The following is a 22,506-nucleotide window of genomic DNA, read 5'->3' as shown; positions in this document are numbered from 1 at the left end:
GGCGCTAAAGAGGCATCCGTCAACGTCAGACGAAGCGACGGGCACAAGTTGGAAACAAGTCGACAAAGATCGGCTGATCCGGTTTGAAAAAGGGTTCGGATAGTGATTGCGCGCACAACAGGGGCGGCGATACGCGGTATACTTGTTGCACTTTTGGTGCTGACACCTGCGTTGTACCTGCCTGTCTCATCTACGAACGGGACCGAGATACTGGTCTTTCTCGCGATCCTCGCGTTTATCCTGACCTTTGCCGAATACAATTCCGCCTTTCCCAGCTTTATCGAATTCCGCGACGCGCCCCCGGTCAATCGCCTTCGGTTTGTCGGCCTGATGTCGATGGTCACCTTTCTGACGCTGATCTGCAAAAACGCTTTTGAACCAACGCAGTTGACCACGTTCTCTTATTCGGTTGGTTTGGCTGTCGCAAATGTGGTGGACTTCCCCTATTCTCCGGTGCGCCTCATCGTGTTGATGTTGCCCCCGGATGCCGGCCACGCCCTGATCGAACTGGTTCGCATCACGGCCAGCGTGGCTTATGTCGCGGCTTTGGCCACGATTGTCAGCTTTGCCTATGCGGTCAGGGTTCGGGGATGGCCAACCGGAAATGGCGCCTTCAATGTGTGGACAAACCTGCCGCTGTTTGACCCGACCAAAGGGGGCGATGTCGTTACGCGCCTTCAAAGGGATGGCCGACTTAACATCTGTATCGGCATTCTGCTGCCATTCCTCATTCCGGCGATCATCAAGTTGATGAGCAGTGTGATCGCCCCGATCTCTCTCGGGAACCCACAGACGTTGATCTGGACCATGAGCGCATGGGCTTTCCTGCCCGCCAGCATGATCATGCGCGGCATGGCGACCCTCAGGATCGCGGGCTTGATCATGGAAAAACGCCGCGCCTATTCGACCAGCGAGTCAACACAGGCCGCATGATCCGCATCCTATGTCTGCTATTGTTGCCCTTTGCGGCACAGGCAGAGGTCGTGCGTATCGCCACCTATAATACCGAGCTCAGCAGAAAAGGTCCCGGCCTACTGGTTCGCGACATTCAACGCGATGACGCGCAAGTTCTGGCCGTTGTCGACGTTATCTTAGCCGCGCGCCCTGACATCATCGCCCTTCAGGGTATCGACTGGGACCTGAACAATACCGCTGTAACAGCCCTGACCGGGAAACTGCGCAACGCGGGGCTTGATTACGGATATTACCTTGCCACACAACCCAATGCCGGGCTGGAAACCTCGCTTGACCTGGACGGCGATAGCAAGGCCCAAGGCCCCGGCGACGCCCAAGGCTGGGGCCAGTTCACAGGTCAAGGTGGGCTGGCGGTGTTATCACGATACGAAATTATCACAGCTGAGGTTCAGGATTATTCTGCGCTGTTGTGGCGCAGTTTACCGGGCGCCACCCTGCCTGGCGTAAACGGGCAACCCTTCCCGTCTGACGCGGCACATCAGATACAACGCTTGTCTTCGACTGCACATTGGGTTGTACCGATCGAAACCCCGTATGGGCGGCTCAATCTCATGACCTTTCATGCGGCGCCGCCCGTTTTCGATGGGCCCGAGGATCGAAACGGGTTGCGCAATCAGGATGAGATCCGGCTCTGGTCCGTAATATTGAACGGTGAACTGGAGCCAGTCCCCGAAGGTGCCTTTGTGATCGCCGGCGATGCCAACCTTGATCCAACGCGTGGAGAGGGCCGTAAACAGGCCATTCAGTCCCTTCTGACCCATCCCCGTTTGCAAGACCCGCTGCCGAAAGACCCTTCAGGCTCGACCTCATCGGTCGCTTGGAAGGCCACGGGTGAAATGCGCGTGGATTATGTGTTGCCGTCCGCCGACCTGCGCATTTCGGATGCCGGTGTGACGTGGCCGGAAAAAGGCAACAAGCTTTACGAATCTGCCCTACGTGCCAGCAGGCACCGATTGGTCTGGGTTGACGTCACCCTGCCTTAAGGCATGATCGACTCTGGGGTCGCATAGGACAAAGTCACCAGGTTAGGTGAGATTGCAGAACGCAATGCATCATCCAGATCGGTCTGATGCTCAGAACCCAGTAACTCGGTCAGGTACGATCCGTCCAACTGGTGTGGCACCTGCCACAGATACCGCATTTCAATCAGGTGTGAAGACATGCGCCAGAATGGTCGCGCCAGCTGCAATGGCCACCATTGCATCGGCTTCACGGATATGTCGCGTCCGGTCACTCTCGTCAAAGACTGCGCGATCTGAGTTCCGGTCAGAGTGTAGCCAGCAAAAGGAACATCGCAGAACCGCGGCAGATCCTTTCGAATTTCACACAGCGCGACGGCAGCTTGGGCCAAATCAGGCAGATAGGCCCAGGCGTGCAAAGCTTCTGGATCTCCGGGATACACGAATTGATTGCGCGACAGATGCTTGATCATGACCTGATCGAACCAGTTTCCAGATGCCTCGGTGTCAATGAAATCACCCGCACGCAGAAGGATCGTACGGACGGTTGAGGCGCGATACGTCTCCTCCATCTCGATCCGGATGCGGCCAAGCGGATTGGTGGCCAAGTGCGGTGTACTCCCGGACCATGGGCCTTGCGTGTCCGCTCCAAACACATAGACGTTGCCTGGAACCAGTACGGTGGCTCCGGTCTCGGACGCGGCATCTATCACACGTCTGGTCAGGTCGGGCATTTCACGCGACCAATCAGGATAGAGCGGGTTCCACCCATTTACGATGACATCCACCCCTTTTGCCGCCTGGGAAAGAGAATCGGACCCGCGACGGAATGTCTGCACGGTCCAACCCGCATTCCGAAACGCCTTTGCAGCATTACGCCCAAACCGGCCCGACGCGCCGAGTATCAGAGCAGTTTGTGTCATTGAAACCTCCTGTTTCGGACCAATCTATCCATTCAATGCACGTATGGAATTGCCGGGAAATGTAGAATGTGTATTCAATTATGAATGGATAAAGCACTGACGCATGCGGATTGGTCTCTGATCCAAAGCTTTCTGGCCGTGGCCGAAACAGGATCCCTGTCTGCCGCTGCTCGGCACCTTGATCGCAGCCAACCCACATTGGGGCGGCAAGTACAAAGCCTTGAGACCGAACTGGGCGTATCCTTGTTCGACCGCCACGCGCGCGGCCTGAAACTAAGCGTGGCAGGTTCCCAGCTCTTGCCGATGGCGCAGCAAATGCACAGCGCCATGACTGCCTTCAGCCTTGCCGCCGCAGGGCAGTCGCAGCAGCTTGAAGGCTCGGTCCGCATCACCGCTTCGGTCTTCGCGTCGCATCATCTGCTGCCTCCGATTCTGGCGAATATCCGAAGGCAGGAACCCGCCATTCAACTTGAGCTGGTCGCCACCGATACCACGGAAAACCTGTTATACCGCGAGGCAGATATTGCCGTTCGCATGTATCGCCCCGCGCAGATGGATATCATTTCGCGTTATCTGGGCGAGGTGCCGTTATGCTTTTGCGCGGCCAGGTCCTATCTCGACCGTAAGGGACGCCCCAAGACACCCGAGGAACTTTTTTCCCACGACCTTGTGGGGTTTGACGCCAATCAGGAAATCATCAAGGCCATGCGCGAAAAAGGATGGCCCGCAAGCCGCAACAGTTTTGCGACCCGCTGCGATCTGCAAAGCGCCTATTGGGAACTGATCCGCGCGGGATGCGGCATTGGCTTCAGTCAGGTCCAGATGGCCGAAGCCGACCCGGATGTCGAAATCTTGCCGCTGGATGTTGAAATCCCGGTTCTGCCCGTGTGGTTGGCTGCGCCGCAGGCCATGCGCCAGACCCCACGTATCCGCAGGGTCTGGGATTTGCTGGCAGAAGGGCTCAAGGCCAGCCTCTGAGGATCAAAGAGGGCCCGTATACGTTCCGCGCGCCGGGTAGTTATTGCCCAACGTGAACTTCAGACCACCCGCGATATCCGACATCGACGGGCGACCGAAAGGCGTGGTCTGTCGCCAAGCATAGTACAGCGTCCGGTCAGGTGCGATGTAGAAATGTCCGGGCTCTGCGAACAGGTCTGGTTCGGCACTGCCTTCGCGCTTGGTCGAGATGTTCAGCCCCCAACCCTCCCGCGCCTCAGACAGGGGCAGGCTGTGGCCTACGCGTAAGCGGGAAACATTGGCTTTTGCGGCGGTTTCAGCGGCACGTTCGGCGGTATCGGTGGTGATCATGATAACCTCGACACCCAGCGCCGCGAAATCGTCCAGCGCCGCCTCGGCCTCGGTCATCTGTCTGATGCAGATCGGGCAATGCAATCCGCGATATTGAATCACCAGCGTTCCGTTTTCGCCCTTGTTGGTCTCAAGGTCGAAACCGCCATGGGCGACGGTTTCAATTTTCAGTGCAGGAACCGGATTTCCAGGTGTCAGCATGTATTTTCCTTGTGTTTTGACAGGTCTGTCTCATTGACCCGATGCTGCGCAGACGCTAGGGCCTGTGCAACAAAACGCAAGGAGACCCTTCATGCCCAACCCCTCGCTCCTCATCCTGCCCGGAGACGGAATTGGCCCAGAAGTTATGGCCGAAGTGCGCAGAATCATCGATTGGTTCGGTGCCAATCGTGGTCTTCAATTTGACGTGAGCGAGGACCTGGTGGGTGGTGCCGCCTATGACGCCCACGGCAAGCCTCTGTCCGATGAGACCATGGCAAAAGCGCAAGAGGTTGACGCGGTTCTGCTGGGCGCTGTCGGCGGTCCGAAATACGACGATCTGGATTTCAGCCTGAAACCCGAGCGTGGCCTGCTGCGCCTGCGTAAGGAAATGGACCTGTATTCGAACCTGCGCCCCGCGCAGTGTTTTGACGCGCTTGCCGATTTCTCTTCGCTGAAGAAAGACATCGTTGCCGGTCTCGACATCATGATCGTGCGCGAACTGACCTCGGGCGTCTATTTCGGTGAGCCGCGCGGCATCTTCGAGGAAGGCAACGAACGCGTCGGCATCAACACCCAGCGTTACACCGAATCCGAGATTGAACGCGCCGCGCGCTCGGCTTTTGAACTGGCAATGCGCCGCAACAAAAAGCTGTGCTCAATGGAAAAAGCCAACGTGATGGAATCGGGCATCCTGTGGCGCGAAGTCGTCACCCGCGTCGCAGCGGACTACCCCGAAGTTGAGCTGAGCCATATGTACGCCGACAACGGCGCGATGCAGCTTGTGCGCGCACCGAAACAGTTTGATGTGATCCTGACCGACAACCTGTTCGGTGACATCCTGTCCGACTGCGCCGCGATGCTGACCGGGTCGCTGGGCATGTTGCCTTCGGCCTCTCTGGGCGCGCCGATGGCTAATGGTCGGCCCAAGGCAATGTATGAACCCGTCCATGGCTCGGCCCCGGATATCGCCGGTCAGGGCAAAGCCAACCCGATCGCCTGTATCCTCAGCTTTGCTATGGCCCTGCGCTACAGCTTTGATCAGGGCGAAGAAGCGGATCGTCTGGAGGCCGCGATCGAGAAAGTATTGGCCGATGGTGTACGCACCGGCGACCTGCTTGCAGATGAGGGCGTTCAGCCCGTATCAACCACTGAAATGGGCGACGCGATCCTTGCGGCCTTGGATGCCAGCGTCTGAAACACGAAACAGCGAAATGACAAAAGGCGGTGCCCGATGCACCGCCTTTTTCGTTTTTCCATCAAAGACGGCACTAGTTTCCGCCGAAAATATTCTTCAGCAGATTGTTGATATCATCGGCAAAGCCTCCGCGCTTTCGACGCGGTTGTGGCTGTGCGACCTGAACCGGCGGCGCTGGTGCCATCATCGGCAAGGGTGTCGGTGTCATCCCTTCGGTGACACGCAGCATGGTTTCTCTCCAGATTTCCGCAGGCAAACCTCCGCCGGTCACACCAGATAGGGGCGTGTTGTCGTCGTAGCCCATCCAAACACCGGTTACGTAATCCGCAGTAAATCCGATGAACCATGCATCCCGCGCCGCCTGGGTTGTGCCCGTTTTGCCCGCCACCTGCCAGCCGGGCAACTTGGCCCGTCCACCTGTGCCTTCGGACACCACACGTTCCATCATCCATGTCAGCTGTTTGGCAGCCGCGTCGTTAATCACCCGTTCACCGATACCGGTTGTCGTAACCATGACAGGTGCTTCATCACCCAGTAGCTTCAACTCGGTCAGGCCATAAGGTTCAACGGCAGAGCCGCCGTTCAGAATACCTGCATAAGCCCCCGTCATCTCAATCAGCGTGCTTTCCGACGCGCCCAGCGCCAAGGCCGGACCTTGCGCCAGATCGCTGGCAATGCCAAAACCACTGGCCACGGTGCGGACGTTATCCAAACCCGAAATCTCGGCAACTTTCACCGCCGGAATATTCAGCGAGTTCTTCAACGCATCCGCCAGTGACACGCGCCCGTAGTACTTGTTGGTATAGTTCTTGGGGCACCATTGACCGGACCCGGGAATGTCCACGCAGTAAGGTTCATCCATCACCGTATCCAGCGGCGAATAGCCGAGTTCCAGCGCGGTAGCGTAGACAAAAGGTTTGAAGGACGAACCGGTTTGGCGCTTGGCGATGGTGGCCCGGTTGAACACCCCGGCAACCCGTGTTTCTCGGCCGCCGACCATGGCTCTCACCGCTCCGTCCGCGGACATGACCACGATGGCCGCCTGCGCCTTGGAGCCTTCGCGCACCTTTTCCTGAAAGATGAATTGCAAAGCCTCTTCCGCCGATCGCTGAATCCGCTGATCCAAAGTCGTCTGAATCACAACATCTTCGGTTGTGTTATCACCAAAATAACTGGGAAGTTCCGAAACAACCCAATCTGCGAAATAGCCGCCCGCTCGGGCAGCTGCAGCTTCAGACAGTTGCGCCGGGCGCGTACGCGCTTCGCTGGCTTGTGCGGCGGTCAGATATCCCTGATCCTCCATCAGACCGATCACCAGCCGCGCTCGATCCTGAGACCGTTGCAGGTTGTTGGTCGGCGCATAGCGTGTAGGCGCAACCAGCAGACCAGCCAGCATCGCGGCCTCTGCGGGCGAAACCTCGGCGGCAGATTTTCCAAAGTAGCGCTGGCTTGCGGCTTCGAACCCACGCGCGCCTGCGCCAAGAAAAGCGCGGTTCAGGTAGATCGTCAGGACCTCGTCCTTGGAGTATTTCACTTCCATTGCCAGCGCATAGACAGCCTCCTTGGCCTTGCGCCACAAGGAGCCCTGACGGCAGTCGGCCTCATACGCGGCCTCGGAATCCCAATCGCCGGGATCATAGGGAACACCCAGACACAGCAGTTTCGCGGTCTGTTGCGTGATCGTCGATCCGCCATGCCCGGACAAAGGCCCTCGGCCTTCTTTCAGGTTGATGCTGACCGCGCTGGCGACACCACGCGGGCTGACCCCGAAATGCCGGTAAAATCGTTTGTCTTCGGTTGCGACAACCGCGTTTTTCAGATGTGGAGACACGGTATCGGCTGTGATCACGCCACCAAACTGATCGCCACGCCAGGCAAAGACCTTGCCGTCACGATCCAGCAAGGTCACGGAACCCCGCGCGCGCCCATCTAGCAAGGCATCCACATCCGGCAAGGTTGCGTAAACGATACCCACCGCCAGCGCGAGCAGCATGGCCGAAACCGCACCGACACGCCAGGTCAAGCCCCAGATCAGCCGCCAGATCCATCGGAACAAGCGACGAAAGATACCCCCGCCTTTGCCCCCTGATGACTTGCGGGTTTTCCTGCGTGTGGTTTTGCGCGTGGCCGTTTTGCGCGCCGTCGATTTCTTGCCCGCCGCGCTTTTGGTCGCCGCCGGTTTTCGGCCCTTTGAAGGGTACCGTCTATCCGCGACCAATGTCGGCTTGCGGCGCTTGGACTCAGTCATGCTCAAACTCTGCCCGGTTATACTTTTTGGTCACCATACCTCGACAACCGCAGTATGTAGAGGTCCGAATTTCCGGAATTTCCCCTCTCTATAGTGCTCAATTATTAGTCGCAACGACTGTGTTGTGCAAAAATTGTGCAACTTCGCATTATTTTCCGACAGGTTTTGGCCCCGAAAGCGTTTCTTACTGCGCCGCGGCGCGCTTTTTTTCTGCAGGTGCAAACAAGCCGGTCCCACCGGACAATCAGAGGGGAAAGACGTGAAACTGATCATTGCGACAATCAAGCCGTTCAAGCTGGAGGAGGTGCGCGAAGCACTGACCGAGGCTGGCGTGCGCGGCATGATGGTAACCGAGATCAAGGGCTTCGGCTCGCAGTCCGGTCACACCGAAATCTATCGTGGTGCCGAATATGCGGTGAACTTCGTGCCCAAGATCAAGCTTGAGATCGTGGTGCCTGCGACAATGGCCGACCAGATCGTCGAGACCATCACCAAAACCGCCAAAACCGGCAAGATCGGTGACGGCAAGATTTTTGTCCTCGATGTCGAACAGGCGATGCGTGTGCGTACCGGGGAAACCAACGAGGACGCGCTGTAAGTGCGCCCACTCACAATCATTCGAGGACTGACAATGAACCTGATGAAATCTCTCATCCCTGCCGCCGCCATTGTTGCGCTGCCGCAGATGGGTCTTACGCAAGAGGCCGCCGCAACCGGCGAAGCGGCACAGCACACCCAGTATATCTTTACCACGCTGCTGTTTCTGATGGCGGGCTTTCTTGTTTTCTTCATGGCCGCAGGTTTCGCCATGCTGGAAGGCGGTCTGGTACGATCCAAGAACGTTGCCATGCAGATGATCAAGAACGTGGCATTGTTTTCATTTGCCGCAATCATGTACTGGCTGATCGGGTTCAACCTGATGTATCCCGGCGACGGTTGGTCCATCACGGGCTGGCTTGGCCCGTTCTTCTCGACCACAACGCTTGATGCGGTTGGTGTTGCGCCGGCGGATGCGGCACTGGACTATGCTTCGGTCGGTTCAGACTTCTTCTTCCAGCTTGTGTTCGTGGCCGCGACCGCATCCATCGTTTCCGGCGCCGTGGCGGAACGGATCAAGCTTTGGCCCTTTCTGATCTTCGTCATCGTGCTGACAGGCATCATGTACCCGATTTCCGGTTCATGGAAATGGGGCGGCGGCTGGCTGGATGCCAAGGGCTTCGCGGACTTTGCCGGTTCGACCATCGTACACTCGGTCGGTGGCTGGGCTGCGCTGGCAGGGGCCCTTATCCTGGGCCCGCGGATCGGCAAGTACAAAGATGGCAAAGTTCACCCGATGCCCGGCTCTAACCTGGCGCTGGCGACCCTGGGAACGTTCATCCTGTGGCTGGGTTGGTTCGGATTCAACGGCGGCTCGCAGCTGGCGATGGGAACAGTGGGTGATGTATCGGACGTGTCACGCATCTTTGCCAACACCAACATGGCGGCTGCTTCGGGCTCGGTTGCAGCGCTGATCCTGACTCAGGTTCTGTACAGGAAGCCCGACCTGACGATGGTGCTGAACGGCGCGCTGGCGGGTCTGGTCTCGATCACGGCCGAACCGCTGGCCCCAACCCTGTTCGGTGCCCTGTGGATCGGTGCCGTGGGTGGTATTATCGTGGTCTTCGCGGTCCCGATGCTGGACAAGTTCAAGATCGATGATGTTGTCGGTGCCATCCCGGTCCACCTGTTCTGTGGCATCTGGGGCACCATCGCCGTCGTCTTCTACGGTGACGCAAGCCTGGGCGCGCAGCTACTGGGCATCGTCGCATACGGCGTTTTCACCTTTGTCGGCGCACTGATCCTGTGGACGATCCTGAAATCCACCGTCGGCATCCGTGTCAGCGAAGAGGATGAGATCAACGGCCTCGACATGGCGGAACTGGGAATGGAAGCATACCCCGAATTCTCGAAAGGCTAAGCCTTGCCGCCACCTGACAAAAAAACCCGGGCGTTCGCGCCCGGGTTTCCGTTTCGAATGTCGCGTCGGCGTTTAAACCCCGACATCCACAATTGCTTTGGCCAAAATCGGCACAGTCGCTGCGTTCAGCCCGGCAATGTTCAGGCGACTGTCGCCGACCATGTAGATACCGTGTTCAACGCGCAGTTTCTCGACCAGTTCCGGTGCCGCCCCAAGACGCGAGAACATTCCGCGGTGCTGGGCGATGAACCCAAACCGGTCGGATCCGGCCAGACGCTGCAACTCGTCAGCCAATTGCTGGCGCAGGCCCAGCATGGACAGCCGAACCTCTTCCAGTTCAGTTGCCCAGTCTGCCCGCAACGCCTCATCCATAAGAATGGTCGTCACCACGCGCGCGCCGTGGTCAGGCGGGAAGGAATAGTTCTGGCGATTCAAAAACGCCAGCGTGGCCTGATTCAACGCCGTTTCAGCCGCGTTGTCACTGACGGCCATCAGCAACCCGGTGCGCTCGCGATAAACGCCGAAGTTTTTGGAACATGACGCCGCAATCAGACATTCCTTTACCGATGAGGCCACCAGCCGCACGCCTTGCGCATCCTCTTCCAGACCGTCACCGAAACCCTGATAGGCAATGTCGATCATCGCAACGAGGCCCAGCGCATTGATCAGGTTCACAACCTCCTGCCATTGCACCATGTTCAGATTGGCACCGGTCGGATTGTGGCAGCAGCCATGCAGCAAAACCACGTCACCCGCTTTGGCGGATTTCAGGTCTGCGATCATCCCATCGAAATCGACGCCCCGGGTCTCTTCATCGAAGTAACGATACTGAACGGTTTCCATCCCCAGGTAATTCAGGATCGACAGATGGTTGGGCCAGGTCGGGTTCGACACAAACACACGTGCCGAAGGGTTCGCCATCCGGATCAACTCGAACGCCTGACGGCAGGCGCCGGTGCCTCCGGGTGTCGCCACTGCGGCGATGTTGCCACGCGGCACCGAAGTACCCAAAATCAATCCGATCATCGCATCCGCATAGGCCGGATCACCGGCCAGACCGGTATAGGCCTTGGTTTCCTGTTCTTCCCAGATGCGCTGTTCGGCGGCTTTCACCGCGCGCATCACCGGCGTCACGCCTTCGGCATTCTTGTAAACACCAACACCCAGATCGATCTTCTGATCACGCGGGTCTTCGCGGTACATCTGCATCAGCGCCAGAATCTTGTCGGCGGGCTGCGGTTTCAGGTTCTCGAACATCAGTTCTCTCCGGTTGCGACGGGCAGGGTCGGGAAGGCACCCCATTCAGCCCAGGAGCCGTCATAAAGCGAGTGGTCTTTCTTGCCCATGCGTTCCAACGCAAGGCTGAGAATGGCGGCCGTGACACCCGAACCGCAAGAGGTGATCGCCGGCTTAGACAGATCGACGCCTGCAGCCTCGAATATGGCGCGGCAGTCCTCGGGCGACTTCATTGTTCCGTTGGCGTTCAACAACTGCCCAAAGGGCACATTGCGCGAGCCCGGAATATGGCCCGAACGCAGCCCTTCGCGCGGCTCGGGTGCGGTTCCGGCAAATCGGTCGGCCGAGCGGGCATCGATGATTTCGTGATCCGCCAGCTTGGCGGCGGCGGAAACTTGCGTGACGTCCCGGACAAGCTGGTTTTGCACGCGAACGGTCATGTGGCGGTCGCGAATGACCGGAGGCAGATCCTCGATCTCGCGCCCCTCGGCCTGCCATTTTGGCAAACCCCCATCCAGAACCGCGATGTTTTCCTGCCCCATAAGACGGAACAGCCACCAAACGCGCGCTGCGGACATCAGCCCGGCACCATCATAAACCACAACCTGATGACCATCACCGACACCCATGGCCCGCAGGCGTGACATGAATTTTTCGACCGGTGGCGCCATATGAGGCAAGTCGGAACGGTGATCTGATATCTCATCAATATCGAAGAACCGTGCTCCGGGGATATGCCCGGCATCATATTCGGCCTTGGCATCACGGTTTTGCGCGGGCAAATACCACGACCCGTCCAGAATCCGCAGATCCGGGTCTTTCATATGCGCGGCCAGCCATTCGGTGGATACGAGGGTTTTTGGATCGTCCTGCATCAAAGCCTCCCCTAAGCGAGCTTGGGGTTTCCCTATACCCCGTGGCATGGGCGTTCAAGGCTGGATAGCGCTAGCGCTTGTTGACCTCAGGAATTATCGCGCCTTGCGCAGGCGGAAATGCTGGATGATGCCGATGACACTGATCACAATCCAAAACCCTTCGATCAGCATCGAGGCCAGATTGAAATTCTCAAGCAGCGAAAAGACGATCAGGACAGACCCCAGCAGGTTGATCACCGGAAAGGCCAGGTCATCGGAATTCATCATCCGCATCTGCGTCGCGAAATACGCCGCCACCACGATCAGCGCCCCGAATGAGCCAATGGCATCCACGATGGTAAGTGTGTCAAAGATAGCCGTCATATCTGGGCCGTGCCATTTTCAGGAGATTCAGTGTGTTGCGCATAGTGATGCATGTTTAGAAACGCGGCTCCTTGCGAACCGGCGCGATACCCGTGCGGCAGGTCCGCAGCAAAGCGCAACCCCTGCCCGGCCTGTAAGGGCACCCATTCCTCGCCACGCAGAATTTCCAAAGTACCGCTGAGGACAAATACTTCCTCGGTCACCCCGGCGGCATGAGCCGGGGATTCGTGGCTTTGGTTCGCGGCAAGGTTCACGTGAAAAGTCTCGGCTCCCAGTGCGGGATCGAAGGGAAAGACGATCTTGACCTCGATACTGCCGGGAAAGGTTACAGTCTGAAAGACCGATGGATCGCCCAGCGTTGTGTCGATCAACCCGCTGAGCGGTATCTGAAAGCCTTTGGCGATTTTCCAAAGCGTGGCGATCGTTGGGCTCGATTCGCCGCGCTCAATCTGGCCAAGCATGGCTTTGCTGACCCCGGTCATCTCGGCGACTTTGGACAGGCTCAACCCCGAAGCTGTCCGCACATCCCGTAATTTCAGCGTAATGTCGTCCATAGCCATACCCGCGCCCTGCGATTTACCTTGTACGTTATAACGCACATGTGCTACGTGCGCTATAACGTACGAACCCCGAATTATGCAACCCGAGGCAACAGGGAAAACAGCATCATGCCAATGTACCGATCCAGAACCTCTACCCATGGCCGCAACATGGCTGGCGCACGTGGCCTTTGGCGGGCCACAGGTATGGGTGACGACGATTTCGGCAAACCGATCATCGCCATCGTCAACTCATTCACCCAGTTTGTGCCGGGTCACGTGCATCTGAAGGACCTGGGCCAGATGGTCGCGCGCGAGGTCGAAGCCGCAGGTGGCGTGGCGAAAGAGTTCAACACGATCGCCGTGGATGACGGTATCGCCATGGGCCATGACGGGATGCTGTATTCGCTGCCCTCACGCGAAGTGATCGCGGATTCGGTCGAATATATGGTCAACGCCCATTGTGCGGACGCTATGGTCTGCATTTCGAACTGCGACAAGATCACTCCCGGCATGCTGATGGCCGCCATGCGTCTGAACATCCCGGCCATTTTCGTCTCAGGCGGTCCGATGGAAGCGGGCAAGATCGACATCGCCGATCTGGAAGCCAAGAAGATTGACCTTGTGGACGCTATGGTGGCCGCTGCGAACGACAAGTTCACCGACGAACAGGTTCAGCACATCGAAGAAAACGCCTGCCCCACATGTGGTTCATGTTCGGGCATGTTCACCGCGAATTCGATGAATTGTCTGGCCGAGGCGCTGGGTCTGGCCCTGCCGGGTAACGGCTCGACTCTGGCGACGCACGCAGACCGCAAAGAACTGTTCCTTGAAGCCGGCCGCAGGATCGTCGAGATTACCAAGCGCCATTACGATCTGGATGAAAAAGGCTTTCTGCCCCGTGAGATTGCCACCTTTGATGCGTTCGAAAATGCCATGAGCCTTGATATCGCCATGGGTGGATCGACCAACACGGTGCTGCACCTGCTGGCCATCGCGCATGAGGGTGAAGTTGACTTCACCATGGCCGATATGGACCGCCTCAGCCGTCGTGTTCCCTGCCTCTGCAAAGTCGCGCCCAACACCGAAAATGTGCATATGGAAGACGTCCACCGTGCCGGTGGTATCTTCTCGATCCTGGGTGAGCTCAGCCGTGCGGGCCTGCTGCACAACGAATGCAGCACCGTGCATTCGGCCACGATGGGAGAGGCGATTGCCAACTGGGACATCACCATCGCCAACAACCCCAAGGCACAGGAACTGTTCAAGGCCGCCCCCGGCGGTGTGCGCACCACACAGGCGTTCAGCCAGTCGAACCGGTTCAAGGAACTGGACACTGATCGCAAGGGCGGCGTGATCCGGTCCAAGGAACACGCGTTCAGTCAGGACGGTGGTCTGGCGGTTCTGTTCGGTAACATCGCCCGCGACGGCTGCATCGTGAAAACCGCTGGTGTGGATGCCAATATCCTGCAATTCACTGGCTCGGCTTACGTGTGCGAAAGCCAGGATCAGGCAGTCAGCGATATTCTCACTGGCAAGGTGAAAGAGGGCGACGTGGTGGTGATCCGCTATGAAGGCCCGCGTGGCGGTCCGGGGATGCAGGAAATGCTGTACCCGACATCCTATCTGAAATCGAAGGGTCTGGGCAAAGCCTGCGCCCTGCTAACCGACGGGCGGTTTTCGGGCGGAACATCCGGTCTGTCGATCGGCCATGTCTCGCCCGAGGCGGCTGAAGGCGGAGAGATTGGCCTGGTCCAGAATGGCGACACGATTGAAATCGACATCCCCAACCGCTCGATCAATCTGGCCGTGTCAGATGAAGAGCTTGCCGCCCGGCGCGAAGCACAGGACGTAAAAGGCTGGGTGCCTGCTGCGCCGCGCAAACGCAAGGTGTCTACCGCGCTGAAGGCCTATGCCAAGCTGACCACCAGCGCGGCAAAAGGAGCCGTGCGTCAGGTCTAAACCTATGCATTATCGGTCTGCTGACGTGGCGGACCGGTAAGCCGATCATGCACAGGCGCTCTCGGGCCAACCAGAGCAGATGTTTCGCAAGAAACGTTGACAGAGGACGAGGCATCCAGCCTTAAGATCAATCGCCCAGCTTGGCGTGAATTTCGTCCAGATCGATTTCGCCGATCGGCATCTTGTTGGCCGGGTTTTCGAAATCGTATTTGAACAACTCGAAATCCTGCTTGTAGATCTCATAGACCAGATGCATCGACAGGTCGTCGAAATAATCCTCGACCGGATGTGCGCGCTTGGGGCCATGGCCTTCGGATTCGTTGAACCGGGGTATTTCGGACAGCGAAACTGAATGCTTCAGCTTGGTATTGTCCAAGACACCCTGCATCCCGTCGTTGAACGCTTCGGTCCAGAAGATCCGATCATAACGGCCACCGTTCACGATGAAGGTCGACACGTGACCAGACATGGCCGACCAGTGAATGTCCGGGTCCATCGGGCGTCGCCAGCGGATGGTATCCCGCGCAAACAGCAGGAACCGGCGAAAGCTGGCGATTTGGTCAAACTCTCCCTTGCCATCGTCACCGCCCACCTCGATCCCGTAATTGTAGATCAGCGTCGGCACCAGATTGCCACGATACCGTTTGCCGTTGCGCTGAATCCCGCAGATCTTGTCGAAAAACGAGCTCAGAATACGCGTGTATGGGTTGCGCACACAGGTAAAGGAATACGAAGCATGATCGCGCACATTTTTGGAAATCAGATCCTGGCTCTGATCAAAGGCCCATTTGTGCATGCCATCCTTGGCGTCATGGATGTCACCGTCAAAGAACTGGCCGTGATCCGAATAATACATGATCTGCCCAATGGTCGAGCAGGCGCATTTGGGCACGACGCGGTACACCATGCTTTCGCTCTCGGTCATCCAGGTACCGGGAAAACCCATCTGCTGTGCCTCCTACGCTGGTCTGGTCTCAAACCGATATGCCAGCTTTTGATAACAAGGAACCAAAATTATTCTGTTTATTCAATCGCTCATCCTCAGTATCACGGTTGAAACCGGGCAGAAACGGAAATTACCTAACCTCGATGGCGAAGATTGCTTATATATTGCTATGCCATAAGGACCCTGATGCAATCATTGCACAGGCTGAACAGCTGACCGCTGCGGGCGATTGCATGGCGATCCACTTTGACGCCAGCGCCAGCCCCGAAGCTTACGGGCGCATCCGTTCCGCGCTGGCTCAAAATCCGAACGTGACCTTTGCAAAAAGGCGCATCAAATGCGGCTGGGGAGAGTGGTCGCTGGTGCAGGCCACGCTGAACGCCTTGCAGGCCGCCGTCGAAACCTTCCCCCGCGCCACGCATTTTTACATGCTGTCCGGTGATTGCATGGCGATCAAAACGGCAGAATACACCCATCGATTTCTGGATGATCACGACAAGGATTTCATCGAAAGCCACGACTTTTTCGAAAGCGACTGGATCAAGACCGGCATGAAAGAAGACCGGCTGATCTATCGCCATTATTTCAATGAACGCACCCAGCCGAAACTGTTCTACGCTGCCTATGAAACGCAGAAGCGTTTCGGGCTGACGCGGCGAATTCCCGAAGACGTTCAAGTGATGATCGGCAGCCAATGGTGGTGTCTGCGCCGCCGAACGGTCGAAATGATTCTGGACTTCCTGCGACAGCGCAGGGACGTGATCCGGTTTTTTGCGACCACCTGGATACCCGATGAAACCTTCTTTCAAACGCTGGTACGCCATCTGATCCCGAAGGGTGAGATCGAAAACCGTACTCCGACATTTCTGATGTTTTCGGATTATGGAATGCCCGTCACGTTCTACAACGATCACTATGACATGCTTCTGGGTCAGGACTATTTGTTTGCCCGCAAGATCAGCCCAGAGGCGCATGAGCTGAAAGAGCGTCTCGGCTCACTTTACGCGAGTGAGGGCATCGACTTTTCCATCTCGAACGAGGGGCGCAGTCTGTATGCGTTTCTGGCCGGCCGGGGGCGCATCGGGCGCCGGTTCGGGCAACGTTTCTGGGAGGCCGGAAGTGTTCTGGGCCCCGACCGAGAGCTGTTTGTGATCGTGTGCAAGAAGTGGCATGTCGCCAAAAGGCTGGTCGATCAGATCGCGTCTGAAACAGATATCCCCTGCGTCGAATACCTGTTTAACGAAGAGGAAACTCAACTGCCTGATCTGGGTGGTATTGAAACGACGCTGACCAAGCGCTCGCGCCATCGGCGGGCTGTTGTACGAATGCTTTTCGAAAGTTTCGGATCAGACCAGTTGGTTCTGTGCCTCGACCCGGCCAATCTGGACGTTGTTCAGGATTTCAGCGGTGATCAGGCCAAAACCCATGTGCTTGAGGTCGAATGCGAATACTCGGACGAATACCTGATTGGCCACGCGCGGCGCGTCGGATTGGCGGGTGACAACAGCCCGGTTGAGACTGTTTCCCATCTGCTGCCGACACTTCGCAACGACCTGAGTTACGAGTCCCAACAAATCCGCGCCGCCGGTTTGGACAATTACCTGCGACTGCGGGAAACCGCCCAGCGCGCCGAAAACATAGCTGTCATATCCGAATTTCTTGGGGTGGACAAAGAAAAGGCCGACGCGGTGATGCGGCTGGACTACCTGTTCGCCGACTAAACGGAAAGTCAGCCTGACATCCGACAGCTTTTCGGCCCCCTTTGCTGCATTGGGTGCACCGCATATTTGCCTGTCGGAAAGGACAGCCTAAAACCCAACATCACTGCCATCGTGATTTTTATTCAAAAATCGGATACTGTGCAGCCAATTGGGCCAATTTGCTTATACTTTTTCTCTTTGGCAGGCCGGCCCTGGCCAGTGAAAGGCAAAAACAGACGCGTCCTTAATTCTGAATGACGGGTATCTGCGCATCGAAAACCCGAAAGCCCCTGCTGGCCGCAATTAGACATTTGAAACGCAACTCCGGGGGGAACAGTTGTGCTTATAGATCAAATTGAAACATCCAGATCATATATCCCAAATGACGCAGACTGGAACCTGATATACAAGGTTCTGCCGGGCGAGGCCAAGATTGCCGACCCGTCAGTCATCAACCGTCATTTCGAATGTATCGAGGTGACCGACAACACGGTTCTGCCAGCAAGCGGCATGTATGTTGTTCTGCGCGGTGTGGTTCAGCTGCGGCAGAACGGTAATCCTTTGGCCAGCGCGGATGTCGGTGACTATTTCTATGAAGAGCACCTTCAGATATCAGACATTCCCGTCAGCCTCGAAGCGCTCGCGCTGGACGGATCGCGGGTGGCTTTTCTGTCCAGCGAGAACTGGCGTCAGATACCAGAGGAAATCCGGCAACCCTGCTTCGCCACGATGTTCGGCGATCTGGTCAGTGTTCAATTGCAGAACTTCCAGCAGCCGATCAATTGTTGCAGCGTGACGGCTGCCGCCCTCAGCATGTCCGCGTTGGGCTTCAGTTGCGAAGTGAACGACATTTTCCGTGAATGCGCGCTGCCTTCGTCTTTCGTCGTCAATGACGGTATCTCACTGGGTGAGCTGTTTGACGTCGCCTGTACCTACATTCATTCGCAGGGCTTGCGGGACAGTGTTCAGGTTCAGGCCTATTTCATGGACGAGGACACGACAAACGTGCAGCTGTTGCTGGATGCGATTGACGAATCCAACCGGCTGGGTGGTGACAATGATATTCTGGTGGCGAATTTTCAGGTCGGCGTCGCCCATGGCAAAGCGAATATGCCGGGCGGGCATTTTGCCGTAATCGCCAAGTGCAACCCAAGCACTGGGCTGGTGCACATGATGGACGTACATCCTGAGAAATACGGCAAGCTTTGGGTTACAACCGCAGACCGGCTTTGGAAGGCGATGTCGGACCGTGACGGAACCTCGATGCGGTCGCGTGGCATTCTGCGCTTCTCGGCGCGTGCCGCGGTCAAGACGCATCTGAAGACATTCAAGCAACGATGCAACTATGTCGACAGCACGCTCTATCTGGCAAAAGACCCCAAGAAACGGCGCAACCTGTTCCGCCGCGCCACTCCGAACATGAACTCCTTAGGTGTGTTGGTGGAAAGCCTGGCCATTCACGGCGATGACAAGGTGGACGAAGACGAGCTGCTGCGGGCCACCGAAGCCTCTTTCACGGATGTTGTCTCACGGGTGGCCACGGCCGCGGACATGCACAACATGGCCCAGAAATATCTGAACGCGGCTGAAAACATACACCTGAGCAGTTCACTTCGCAGTTTCGGAACGCGCGAGGACACATCGATCCTTACCCCCGAAGACTGGTTCAAGATGCAACTACAGGGCCTGGACGCCAACACGGACCGTCACCTGATGATCAATATCGACTTTAATCGGGTAACCGGGATCGAAGCCATCCGCCCGCCGGTAAACGTTTACCGGGAAACCGCGTTGCTCGAAGAATTCTGGTGCCTGTGTATCGCATATGATGAAGCAACCGACCTTGTGACGATCGTCGACATGAGCCCCGCAACGTCACAGGTCTGGCAAGCCCCTCGTGGCAACATCTTCCGCGGCCTGCGCGATCTGGAGGACCCGGCTTTGCTGGTGATCGAAACAGTTGAGCCGCCCGAAGATCCCGGGGATGTCGCCAGCATTATCCGGAACAACCCCATGGTTCTGTTTTATGAAGATGAAGACCCGTGGTCCTACATGCTCAGAAGTGTTCTTTCGAACATCGGTGCGACCAGCGTAAAGCAGGTAGATGTGGGCGGTCGCGACCCCAACGCGATAAAGATGCGACGTCAGCTGATATCTTTAGGTGAAAAACCCAAAGTTCCCTACCTGTTTTTCCAAGGCCAATGCATCAGCAAAGGCGAAAAGCTGGAAGACATTGTGGACATGATCAAGGCGGGTCACCTTCAGGACCGCATGATCGAAGCGGGTCTTCCCGTTTCCAAGCTTGAAGAGACGCCCAGCCTGAACAAGAACATGTTCGGCTATCCCAAAGGTGTGATGAACCAGGTAAGCAGCGGCAAACGCAACGTGCTGCTTTGTGCCTGCGGATCATCAGCGGCAGACAAGATCCCCGAACTGGTTGAGCGCATCGTCGACGCCGGACACAATGTCAAACTGATCCCTTCCACTTCGGCCGAGAAGTTCTTTCGGGACTTCGGCGCTGAACGGATCGACGCCAAGATCACCCATAACGACTACTACCGCGACGATGATGAATGGAACTTCCGTTACATGGAATTCGACATGCCGGTGCGAGCGTCTCATCTGGCGCTATGCGACTGGGCCGATTGCGTGATCGTCGCTCCTATCACCTGCAACACCATGGGCAAAGTGGCAAACGGGATCGCCGATAACCTTCTGACCTCGGTCTTTGTGGCGTGGCAGTACCAGAAGAAGCCCGTGATCCTGTGCCCGGCCTGTAACACGAATATGTGGAACAACATCACCACCCAGAACAATGTCGCAAGACTGAAGACGCTGGGCATTGATTTCATAGGTCCCCGGGAAGGCCGGCTGTCAAACGGTCGGATGGGGATTGGCATGATGGCCACACCTGACCAGATCATGGAAGCATTGGGCGAAGCGTTCGAAGAACTGGACGACCAAAAATACCGCGTGTGCAAATGGGCCCGAGAGGCTGCCGCCGCTGATGATATCAATGAATGGAAACGTGTGTTCCGCGCCATCGATGAAGGTGTCGTGGGCATCAATATCGTGGACGAGGCCCACGGCGATTCATTGCTGCATTATGCGGCCGGTGGCGAAGGAGAGTTGAACGAAGGCGGTCACGATCTGGGCAAGCCAGACTATGAAGCGGCACAGGATTTGATTGACCGCGATATCGACGTCAATATCGTCAACGATCACGGTTTCACGGCATTGCATGTGGCTGTGATGAACAAAGCCCCAAGGATGGTCGACATCCTGTTGCGCGCCAAAGGCATGGATGCAACCTCGTGCATTGAATTTGTTCAGGGCGTGGATATCGCACCCGAAATCCGGACCATGCTGGATGCTTGGGCGCAGGATCACAATCTTAAGATAAAAAACGCGGAACAGGGCCGTGACGAAACCTTTATTGCCGTTCAGGAACCCACCTATCTGTATTTCACATACGGCTCCCTGAAACAGGGGTTCCCGAACCATGAGGCACACAGCCGGGTCTTGAATGACTTCGTCGGGCCTGCCCGCACGCGGCAACCAATGCCCCTGATCGTTCCAAATGAACCGTACTGCGACAATCCGAACTGTGGCTTCCTGCACCGAATGGCGACCCTTGTCGATCAGCAGGGCATGGGCAAACAAGTAAGCGGAGAGGTTTACCGAGTGACGGAATCGGGCCTGCACGAGCTGGACAAGCTGGAAGGTTATCATGGTCCGGGCTCGTCCAAGAACGTCTATATCCGCAAAAAGATCAACGTGATCTTGGATGGCGTGATGAAACCCGCCTACGCCTATGTGATCGCCGATCCTGAAAAGTACATGCAAAACTGGCGTGACGGCAAATCAGATGTCATCAGCGACTACACGCTGGATATGGCGCAGGGTGAACCCAAGCCCGGATTCGAGCCGGCTATCTAGTTTTCCACTGTGCTGACTGGTGGCGGTTTCGGGCTTTCCTTGGAACTGAGATTATAGGCCGTGATCACCACCATACAAAGCAGGACGAACGGCCAGAACCCGGCCTTGGGAATAAGGTTGTCCCGATAGTGGATGATCCGCAACGACGTCTCAACGTCGGACGCAAACAGGTATGTATTGACCGAAACTGCCAGCAGCATGAAGTACATCAGGAAAAAGAACGACTCCATATAGATCACAGGAGAACCTGCGAACCCTTCACGCAGCTGCACATGGGCCAACAGGATCACGAAAAACAGAACCGAGCAGGTTCCGATTACACTGGACGTGCTGAAGTCATGCCGATCGGCCAGCCCCTCGCGGCGCGTGACGGTCATCAGCGCCCCAAACAGCAGCATTGTCACGACAAGCAGCGGGACCATGTGCACGATGAACGCGTTTGCGAAATTGCGTTTGATGACAAAGTTATAATGCAGCTCGGGCATGTTGGTTTGATAGGCGTTCTGAGCGATGCCCAACGTCGTATCCAGGCTTGACAACTTATAGTCGAAATAGGTGTTCTCACGTTCCCACGTACCCATCACGATCTGACTGTCGATGCCGAAAATATCATCCGGACCGGTCGCGGAATAAGCCTCAAAGTCAGGAACCAGCGCAACATTGATGTCAAAAGATGCGGGCCAGAAGCGCACCCAGACCGTTTTGTGATCAAAGGGGTAGCGGGTGTAGTCAAAACTCTGCCGAAGGGTTTGTTCAAAATACCACCCGATCAGCAACCCATCTTGTTGCGGCAGCCGATAGGCCTCTTCGATCAGGCCGTTTGCTGTATCGACCGCTTCCGGCAGAAGAAAACCGATCTCACCCTCGGCCGGACGGATCTCATCATGAACACCTGTGATGTAGCGCTGCCAGACGTAACCGGTGACCTGCACGTCGCTGGCACCAAGAAAGCTGAATGATTTTAAGAAGATCCCCGTTTTAACGCGGTAATCCGGCACGGCATCCAGTTTTTCCAGATATGCGTCCACTGATGCCTGATCCGGAAGTTGAGTGGGATCACCCTCAAAATGATTCAGTTCGATCCAAAGTTTGAGCAAGAGACCCCCAAGCCCAAGGGTCAACAAGCCAGAAATCAGCCACACCTTTCTTTCAACGCTCATTCAGCCTCCTGCCGTGTCAC

18 protein-coding genes are annotated in these 22,506 nt (G+C 56.8%); 9 read left to right on the top strand and 9 right to left on the bottom strand.

All coding sequences use genetic code 11. The annotated features are described in order from the left end of the window. The first annotated feature begins 102 nt into the window (after nucleotides 1–102). Nucleotides 103–933, top strand: coding sequence for a hypothetical protein (locus ACR0J7_RS11775; protein WP_480914375.1), 831 nt, complete (start codon nucleotides 103–105; stop codon nucleotides 931–933). Then, entirely contained in the window at nucleotides 930–1,958 is a 1,029-nt protein-coding gene (locus ACR0J7_RS11770; protein WP_480914373.1) for an endonuclease/exonuclease/phosphatase family protein, read from the top strand. The genes ACR0J7_RS11775 and ACR0J7_RS11770 overlap by 4 nt, the downstream gene beginning before the upstream one ends. Here ACR0J7_RS11770 and ACR0J7_RS11765 read toward each other — a convergent pair. Further along, complete coding sequence (locus ACR0J7_RS11765; protein ID WP_480773957.1) at nucleotides 1,955–2,857, bottom strand: Rossmann-fold NAD(P)-binding domain-containing protein; 903 nt, start codon at nucleotides 2,855–2,857, stop codon at nucleotides 1,955–1,957. The two genes, ACR0J7_RS11770 and ACR0J7_RS11765, sit on opposite strands and share 4 nt — an antisense overlap. Nucleotides 2,858–2,941: 84 nt before the next feature. Between ACR0J7_RS11765 and ACR0J7_RS11760 the strand changes: the two genes are divergently transcribed. Further along, nucleotides 2,942–3,835 carry a LysR family transcriptional regulator gene (locus ACR0J7_RS11760; protein WP_209599231.1) on the top strand — a complete coding sequence of 298 codons (894 nt, stop codon included), beginning with the start codon at nucleotides 2,942–2,944 and terminating at the stop codon, nucleotides 3,833–3,835. Nucleotides 3,836–3,838: 3 nt separating this feature from the next. Here ACR0J7_RS11760 and ACR0J7_RS11755 read toward each other — a convergent pair whose 3' ends face one another. Beyond that, a complete protein-coding gene (locus tag ACR0J7_RS11755) occupies nucleotides 3,839–4,366 on the bottom strand; it encodes a redoxin domain-containing protein (RefSeq protein ID WP_480900063.1) in 528 nt (175 codons plus the stop codon). Between the two features lie 91 nt (nucleotides 4,367–4,457). Here ACR0J7_RS11755 and leuB point away from each other — a divergent pair, with 91 nt between their 5' ends. Beyond that, complete coding sequence (gene leuB, locus ACR0J7_RS11750) at nucleotides 4,458–5,561, top strand: 3-isopropylmalate dehydrogenase (RefSeq protein WP_209507247.1); 1,104 nt, start codon at nucleotides 4,458–4,460, stop codon at nucleotides 5,559–5,561. A gap of 73 nt (nucleotides 5,562–5,634) precedes the next feature. On the opposite strand, the gene ACR0J7_RS11745 is transcribed toward leuB, so the two are convergent. Next, on the bottom strand, nucleotides 5,635–7,809 hold the full coding sequence (locus tag ACR0J7_RS11745; protein ID WP_480870592.1) for a transglycosylase domain-containing protein: 2,175 nt from the start codon (nucleotides 7,807–7,809) through the stop codon (nucleotides 5,635–5,637). Between the two features lie 259 nt (nucleotides 7,810–8,068). Here ACR0J7_RS11745 and ACR0J7_RS11740 point away from each other — a divergent pair, with 259 nt between their 5' ends. Next, a complete protein-coding gene (locus tag ACR0J7_RS11740; protein WP_209507249.1) occupies nucleotides 8,069–8,407 on the top strand; it encodes a P-II family nitrogen regulator in 339 nt (112 codons plus the stop codon). 33 nt (nucleotides 8,408–8,440) lie between these two features. Then, a complete protein-coding gene (locus ACR0J7_RS11735; protein WP_480900065.1) occupies nucleotides 8,441–9,766 on the top strand; it encodes an ammonium transporter in 1,326 nt (441 codons plus the stop codon). A 72-nt stretch (nucleotides 9,767–9,838) separates the two neighbouring features. On the opposite strand, the gene ACR0J7_RS11730 is transcribed toward ACR0J7_RS11735, so the two are convergent. The 4 genes from ACR0J7_RS11730 to ACR0J7_RS11715 all read right to left on the bottom strand — a co-directional run bounded on the left by ACR0J7_RS11730 (nucleotide 9,839) and on the right by ACR0J7_RS11715 (nucleotide 12,800). Continuing rightward, nucleotides 9,839–11,023 (bottom strand): amino acid aminotransferase, encoded by a 1,185-nt coding sequence (locus tag ACR0J7_RS11730; RefSeq protein ID WP_480488174.1) that lies wholly within the window; start codon nucleotides 11,021–11,023, stop codon nucleotides 9,839–9,841. Then, entirely contained in the window at nucleotides 11,023–11,877 is an 855-nt protein-coding gene (gene sseA, locus ACR0J7_RS11725) for a 3-mercaptopyruvate sulfurtransferase (protein WP_480488175.1), read from the bottom strand. The genes ACR0J7_RS11730 and sseA overlap by 1 nt, the downstream gene beginning before the upstream one ends. Before the next feature lie 93 nt (nucleotides 11,878–11,970). Next, nucleotides 11,971–12,240, bottom strand: coding sequence for a CBU_0592 family membrane protein (locus tag ACR0J7_RS11720; protein WP_480483876.1), 270 nt, complete (start codon nucleotides 12,238–12,240; stop codon nucleotides 11,971–11,973). Next, the gene (locus tag ACR0J7_RS11715) at nucleotides 12,237–12,800 is read right to left on the bottom strand and encodes a helix-turn-helix domain-containing protein (RefSeq protein ID WP_480483875.1); all 564 of its coding nucleotides are present in this window, start codon (nucleotides 12,798–12,800) and stop codon (nucleotides 12,237–12,239) included. The genes ACR0J7_RS11720 and ACR0J7_RS11715 overlap by 4 nt, the downstream gene beginning before the upstream one ends. Before the next feature lie 108 nt (nucleotides 12,801–12,908). Between ACR0J7_RS11715 and ilvD the strand changes: the two genes are divergently transcribed. After that, the gene (ilvD, locus tag ACR0J7_RS11710; RefSeq protein ID WP_480488176.1) at nucleotides 12,909–14,741 is read left to right on the top strand and encodes a dihydroxy-acid dehydratase; all 1,833 of its coding nucleotides are present in this window, start codon (nucleotides 12,909–12,911) and stop codon (nucleotides 14,739–14,741) included. A gap of 127 nt (nucleotides 14,742–14,868) precedes the next feature. On the opposite strand, the gene ACR0J7_RS11705 is transcribed toward ilvD, so the two are convergent. Beyond that, the gene (locus ACR0J7_RS11705) at nucleotides 14,869–15,687 is read right to left on the bottom strand and encodes a sulfotransferase family protein (RefSeq protein ID WP_209599235.1); all 819 of its coding nucleotides are present in this window, start codon (nucleotides 15,685–15,687) and stop codon (nucleotides 14,869–14,871) included. Between the two features lie 143 nt (nucleotides 15,688–15,830). On the opposite strand from ACR0J7_RS11705, the gene ACR0J7_RS11700 reads away from it, so the two are divergent. Together ACR0J7_RS11700 and ACR0J7_RS11695 are read left to right on the top strand one after the other, a co-directional pair. Then, nucleotides 15,831–17,408, top strand: coding sequence for a DUF5928 domain-containing protein (locus tag ACR0J7_RS11700; RefSeq protein WP_480483872.1), 1,578 nt, complete (start codon nucleotides 15,831–15,833; stop codon nucleotides 17,406–17,408). Nucleotides 17,409–17,726: 318 nt separating this feature from the next. Continuing rightward, a complete protein-coding gene (locus ACR0J7_RS11695; protein WP_480914370.1) occupies nucleotides 17,727–21,326 on the top strand; it encodes a flavoprotein in 3,600 nt (1,199 codons plus the stop codon). Here the strand turns inward: ACR0J7_RS11695 and ACR0J7_RS11690 are convergent. Further along, on the bottom strand, nucleotides 21,323–22,486 hold the full coding sequence (locus ACR0J7_RS11690) for a hypothetical protein (protein ID WP_480520108.1): 1,164 nt from the start codon (nucleotides 22,484–22,486) through the stop codon (nucleotides 21,323–21,325). The genes ACR0J7_RS11695 and ACR0J7_RS11690 overlap by 4 nt on opposite strands. Nucleotides 22,487–22,506 lie beyond the last annotated feature (20 nt).

It is taken from the genome of Ruegeria sp. O4 (assembly GCF_056535125.1).
This window is presented reverse-complemented; position numbering and strand designations above follow the sequence as displayed.

What these genes read in the sequence shown, in the direction of transcription:
- ilvD (WP_480488176.1), top strand. Translation starts at nt 12,909, where the DNA reads ATGCCAATGTACCGATCCAGAACCTCTACCCATGGCCGCAACATGGCT.
- ACR0J7_RS11760 (WP_209599231.1), top strand. Translation starts at nt 2,942, where the DNA reads ATGGATAAAGCACTGACGCATGCGGATTGGTCTCTGATCCAAAGCTTT.
- ACR0J7_RS11735 (WP_480900065.1), top strand. Translation starts at nt 8,441, where the DNA reads ATGAACCTGATGAAATCTCTCATCCCTGCCGCCGCCATTGTTGCGCTG.
- ACR0J7_RS11730 (WP_480488174.1), bottom strand. Translation starts at nt 11,023, where the DNA reads ATGTTCGAGAACCTGAAACCGCAGCCCGCCGACAAGATTCTGGCGCTG.
- ACR0J7_RS11720 (WP_480483876.1), bottom strand. Translation starts at nt 12,240, where the DNA reads ATGACGGCTATCTTTGACACACTTACCATCGTGGATGCCATTGGCTCA.
- ACR0J7_RS11755 (WP_480900063.1), bottom strand. Translation starts at nt 4,366, where the DNA reads ATGCTGACACCTGGAAATCCGGTTCCTGCACTGAAAATTGAAACCGTC.
- ACR0J7_RS11700 (WP_480483872.1), top strand. Translation starts at nt 15,831, where the DNA reads ATGGCGAAGATTGCTTATATATTGCTATGCCATAAGGACCCTGATGCA.
- ACR0J7_RS11770 (WP_480914373.1), top strand. Translation starts at nt 930, where the DNA reads ATGATCCGCATCCTATGTCTGCTATTGTTGCCCTTTGCGGCACAGGCA.
- ACR0J7_RS11765 (WP_480773957.1), bottom strand. Translation starts at nt 2,857, where the DNA reads ATGACACAAACTGCTCTGATACTCGGCGCGTCGGGCCGGTTTGGGCGT.
- ACR0J7_RS11745 (WP_480870592.1), bottom strand. Translation starts at nt 7,809, where the DNA reads ATGACTGAGTCCAAGCGCCGCAAGCCGACATTGGTCGCGGATAGACGG.
- ACR0J7_RS11715 (WP_480483875.1), bottom strand. Translation starts at nt 12,800, where the DNA reads ATGGCTATGGACGACATTACGCTGAAATTACGGGATGTGCGGACAGCT.
- leuB (WP_209507247.1), top strand. Translation starts at nt 4,458, where the DNA reads ATGCCCAACCCCTCGCTCCTCATCCTGCCCGGAGACGGAATTGGCCCA.
- ACR0J7_RS11705 (WP_209599235.1), bottom strand. Translation starts at nt 15,687, where the DNA reads ATGGGTTTTCCCGGTACCTGGATGACCGAGAGCGAAAGCATGGTGTAC.
- sseA (WP_480488175.1), bottom strand. Translation starts at nt 11,877, where the DNA reads ATGCAGGACGATCCAAAAACCCTCGTATCCACCGAATGGCTGGCCGCG.
- ACR0J7_RS11690 (WP_480520108.1), bottom strand. Translation starts at nt 22,486, where the DNA reads ATGAGCGTTGAAAGAAAGGTGTGGCTGATTTCTGGCTTGTTGACCCTT.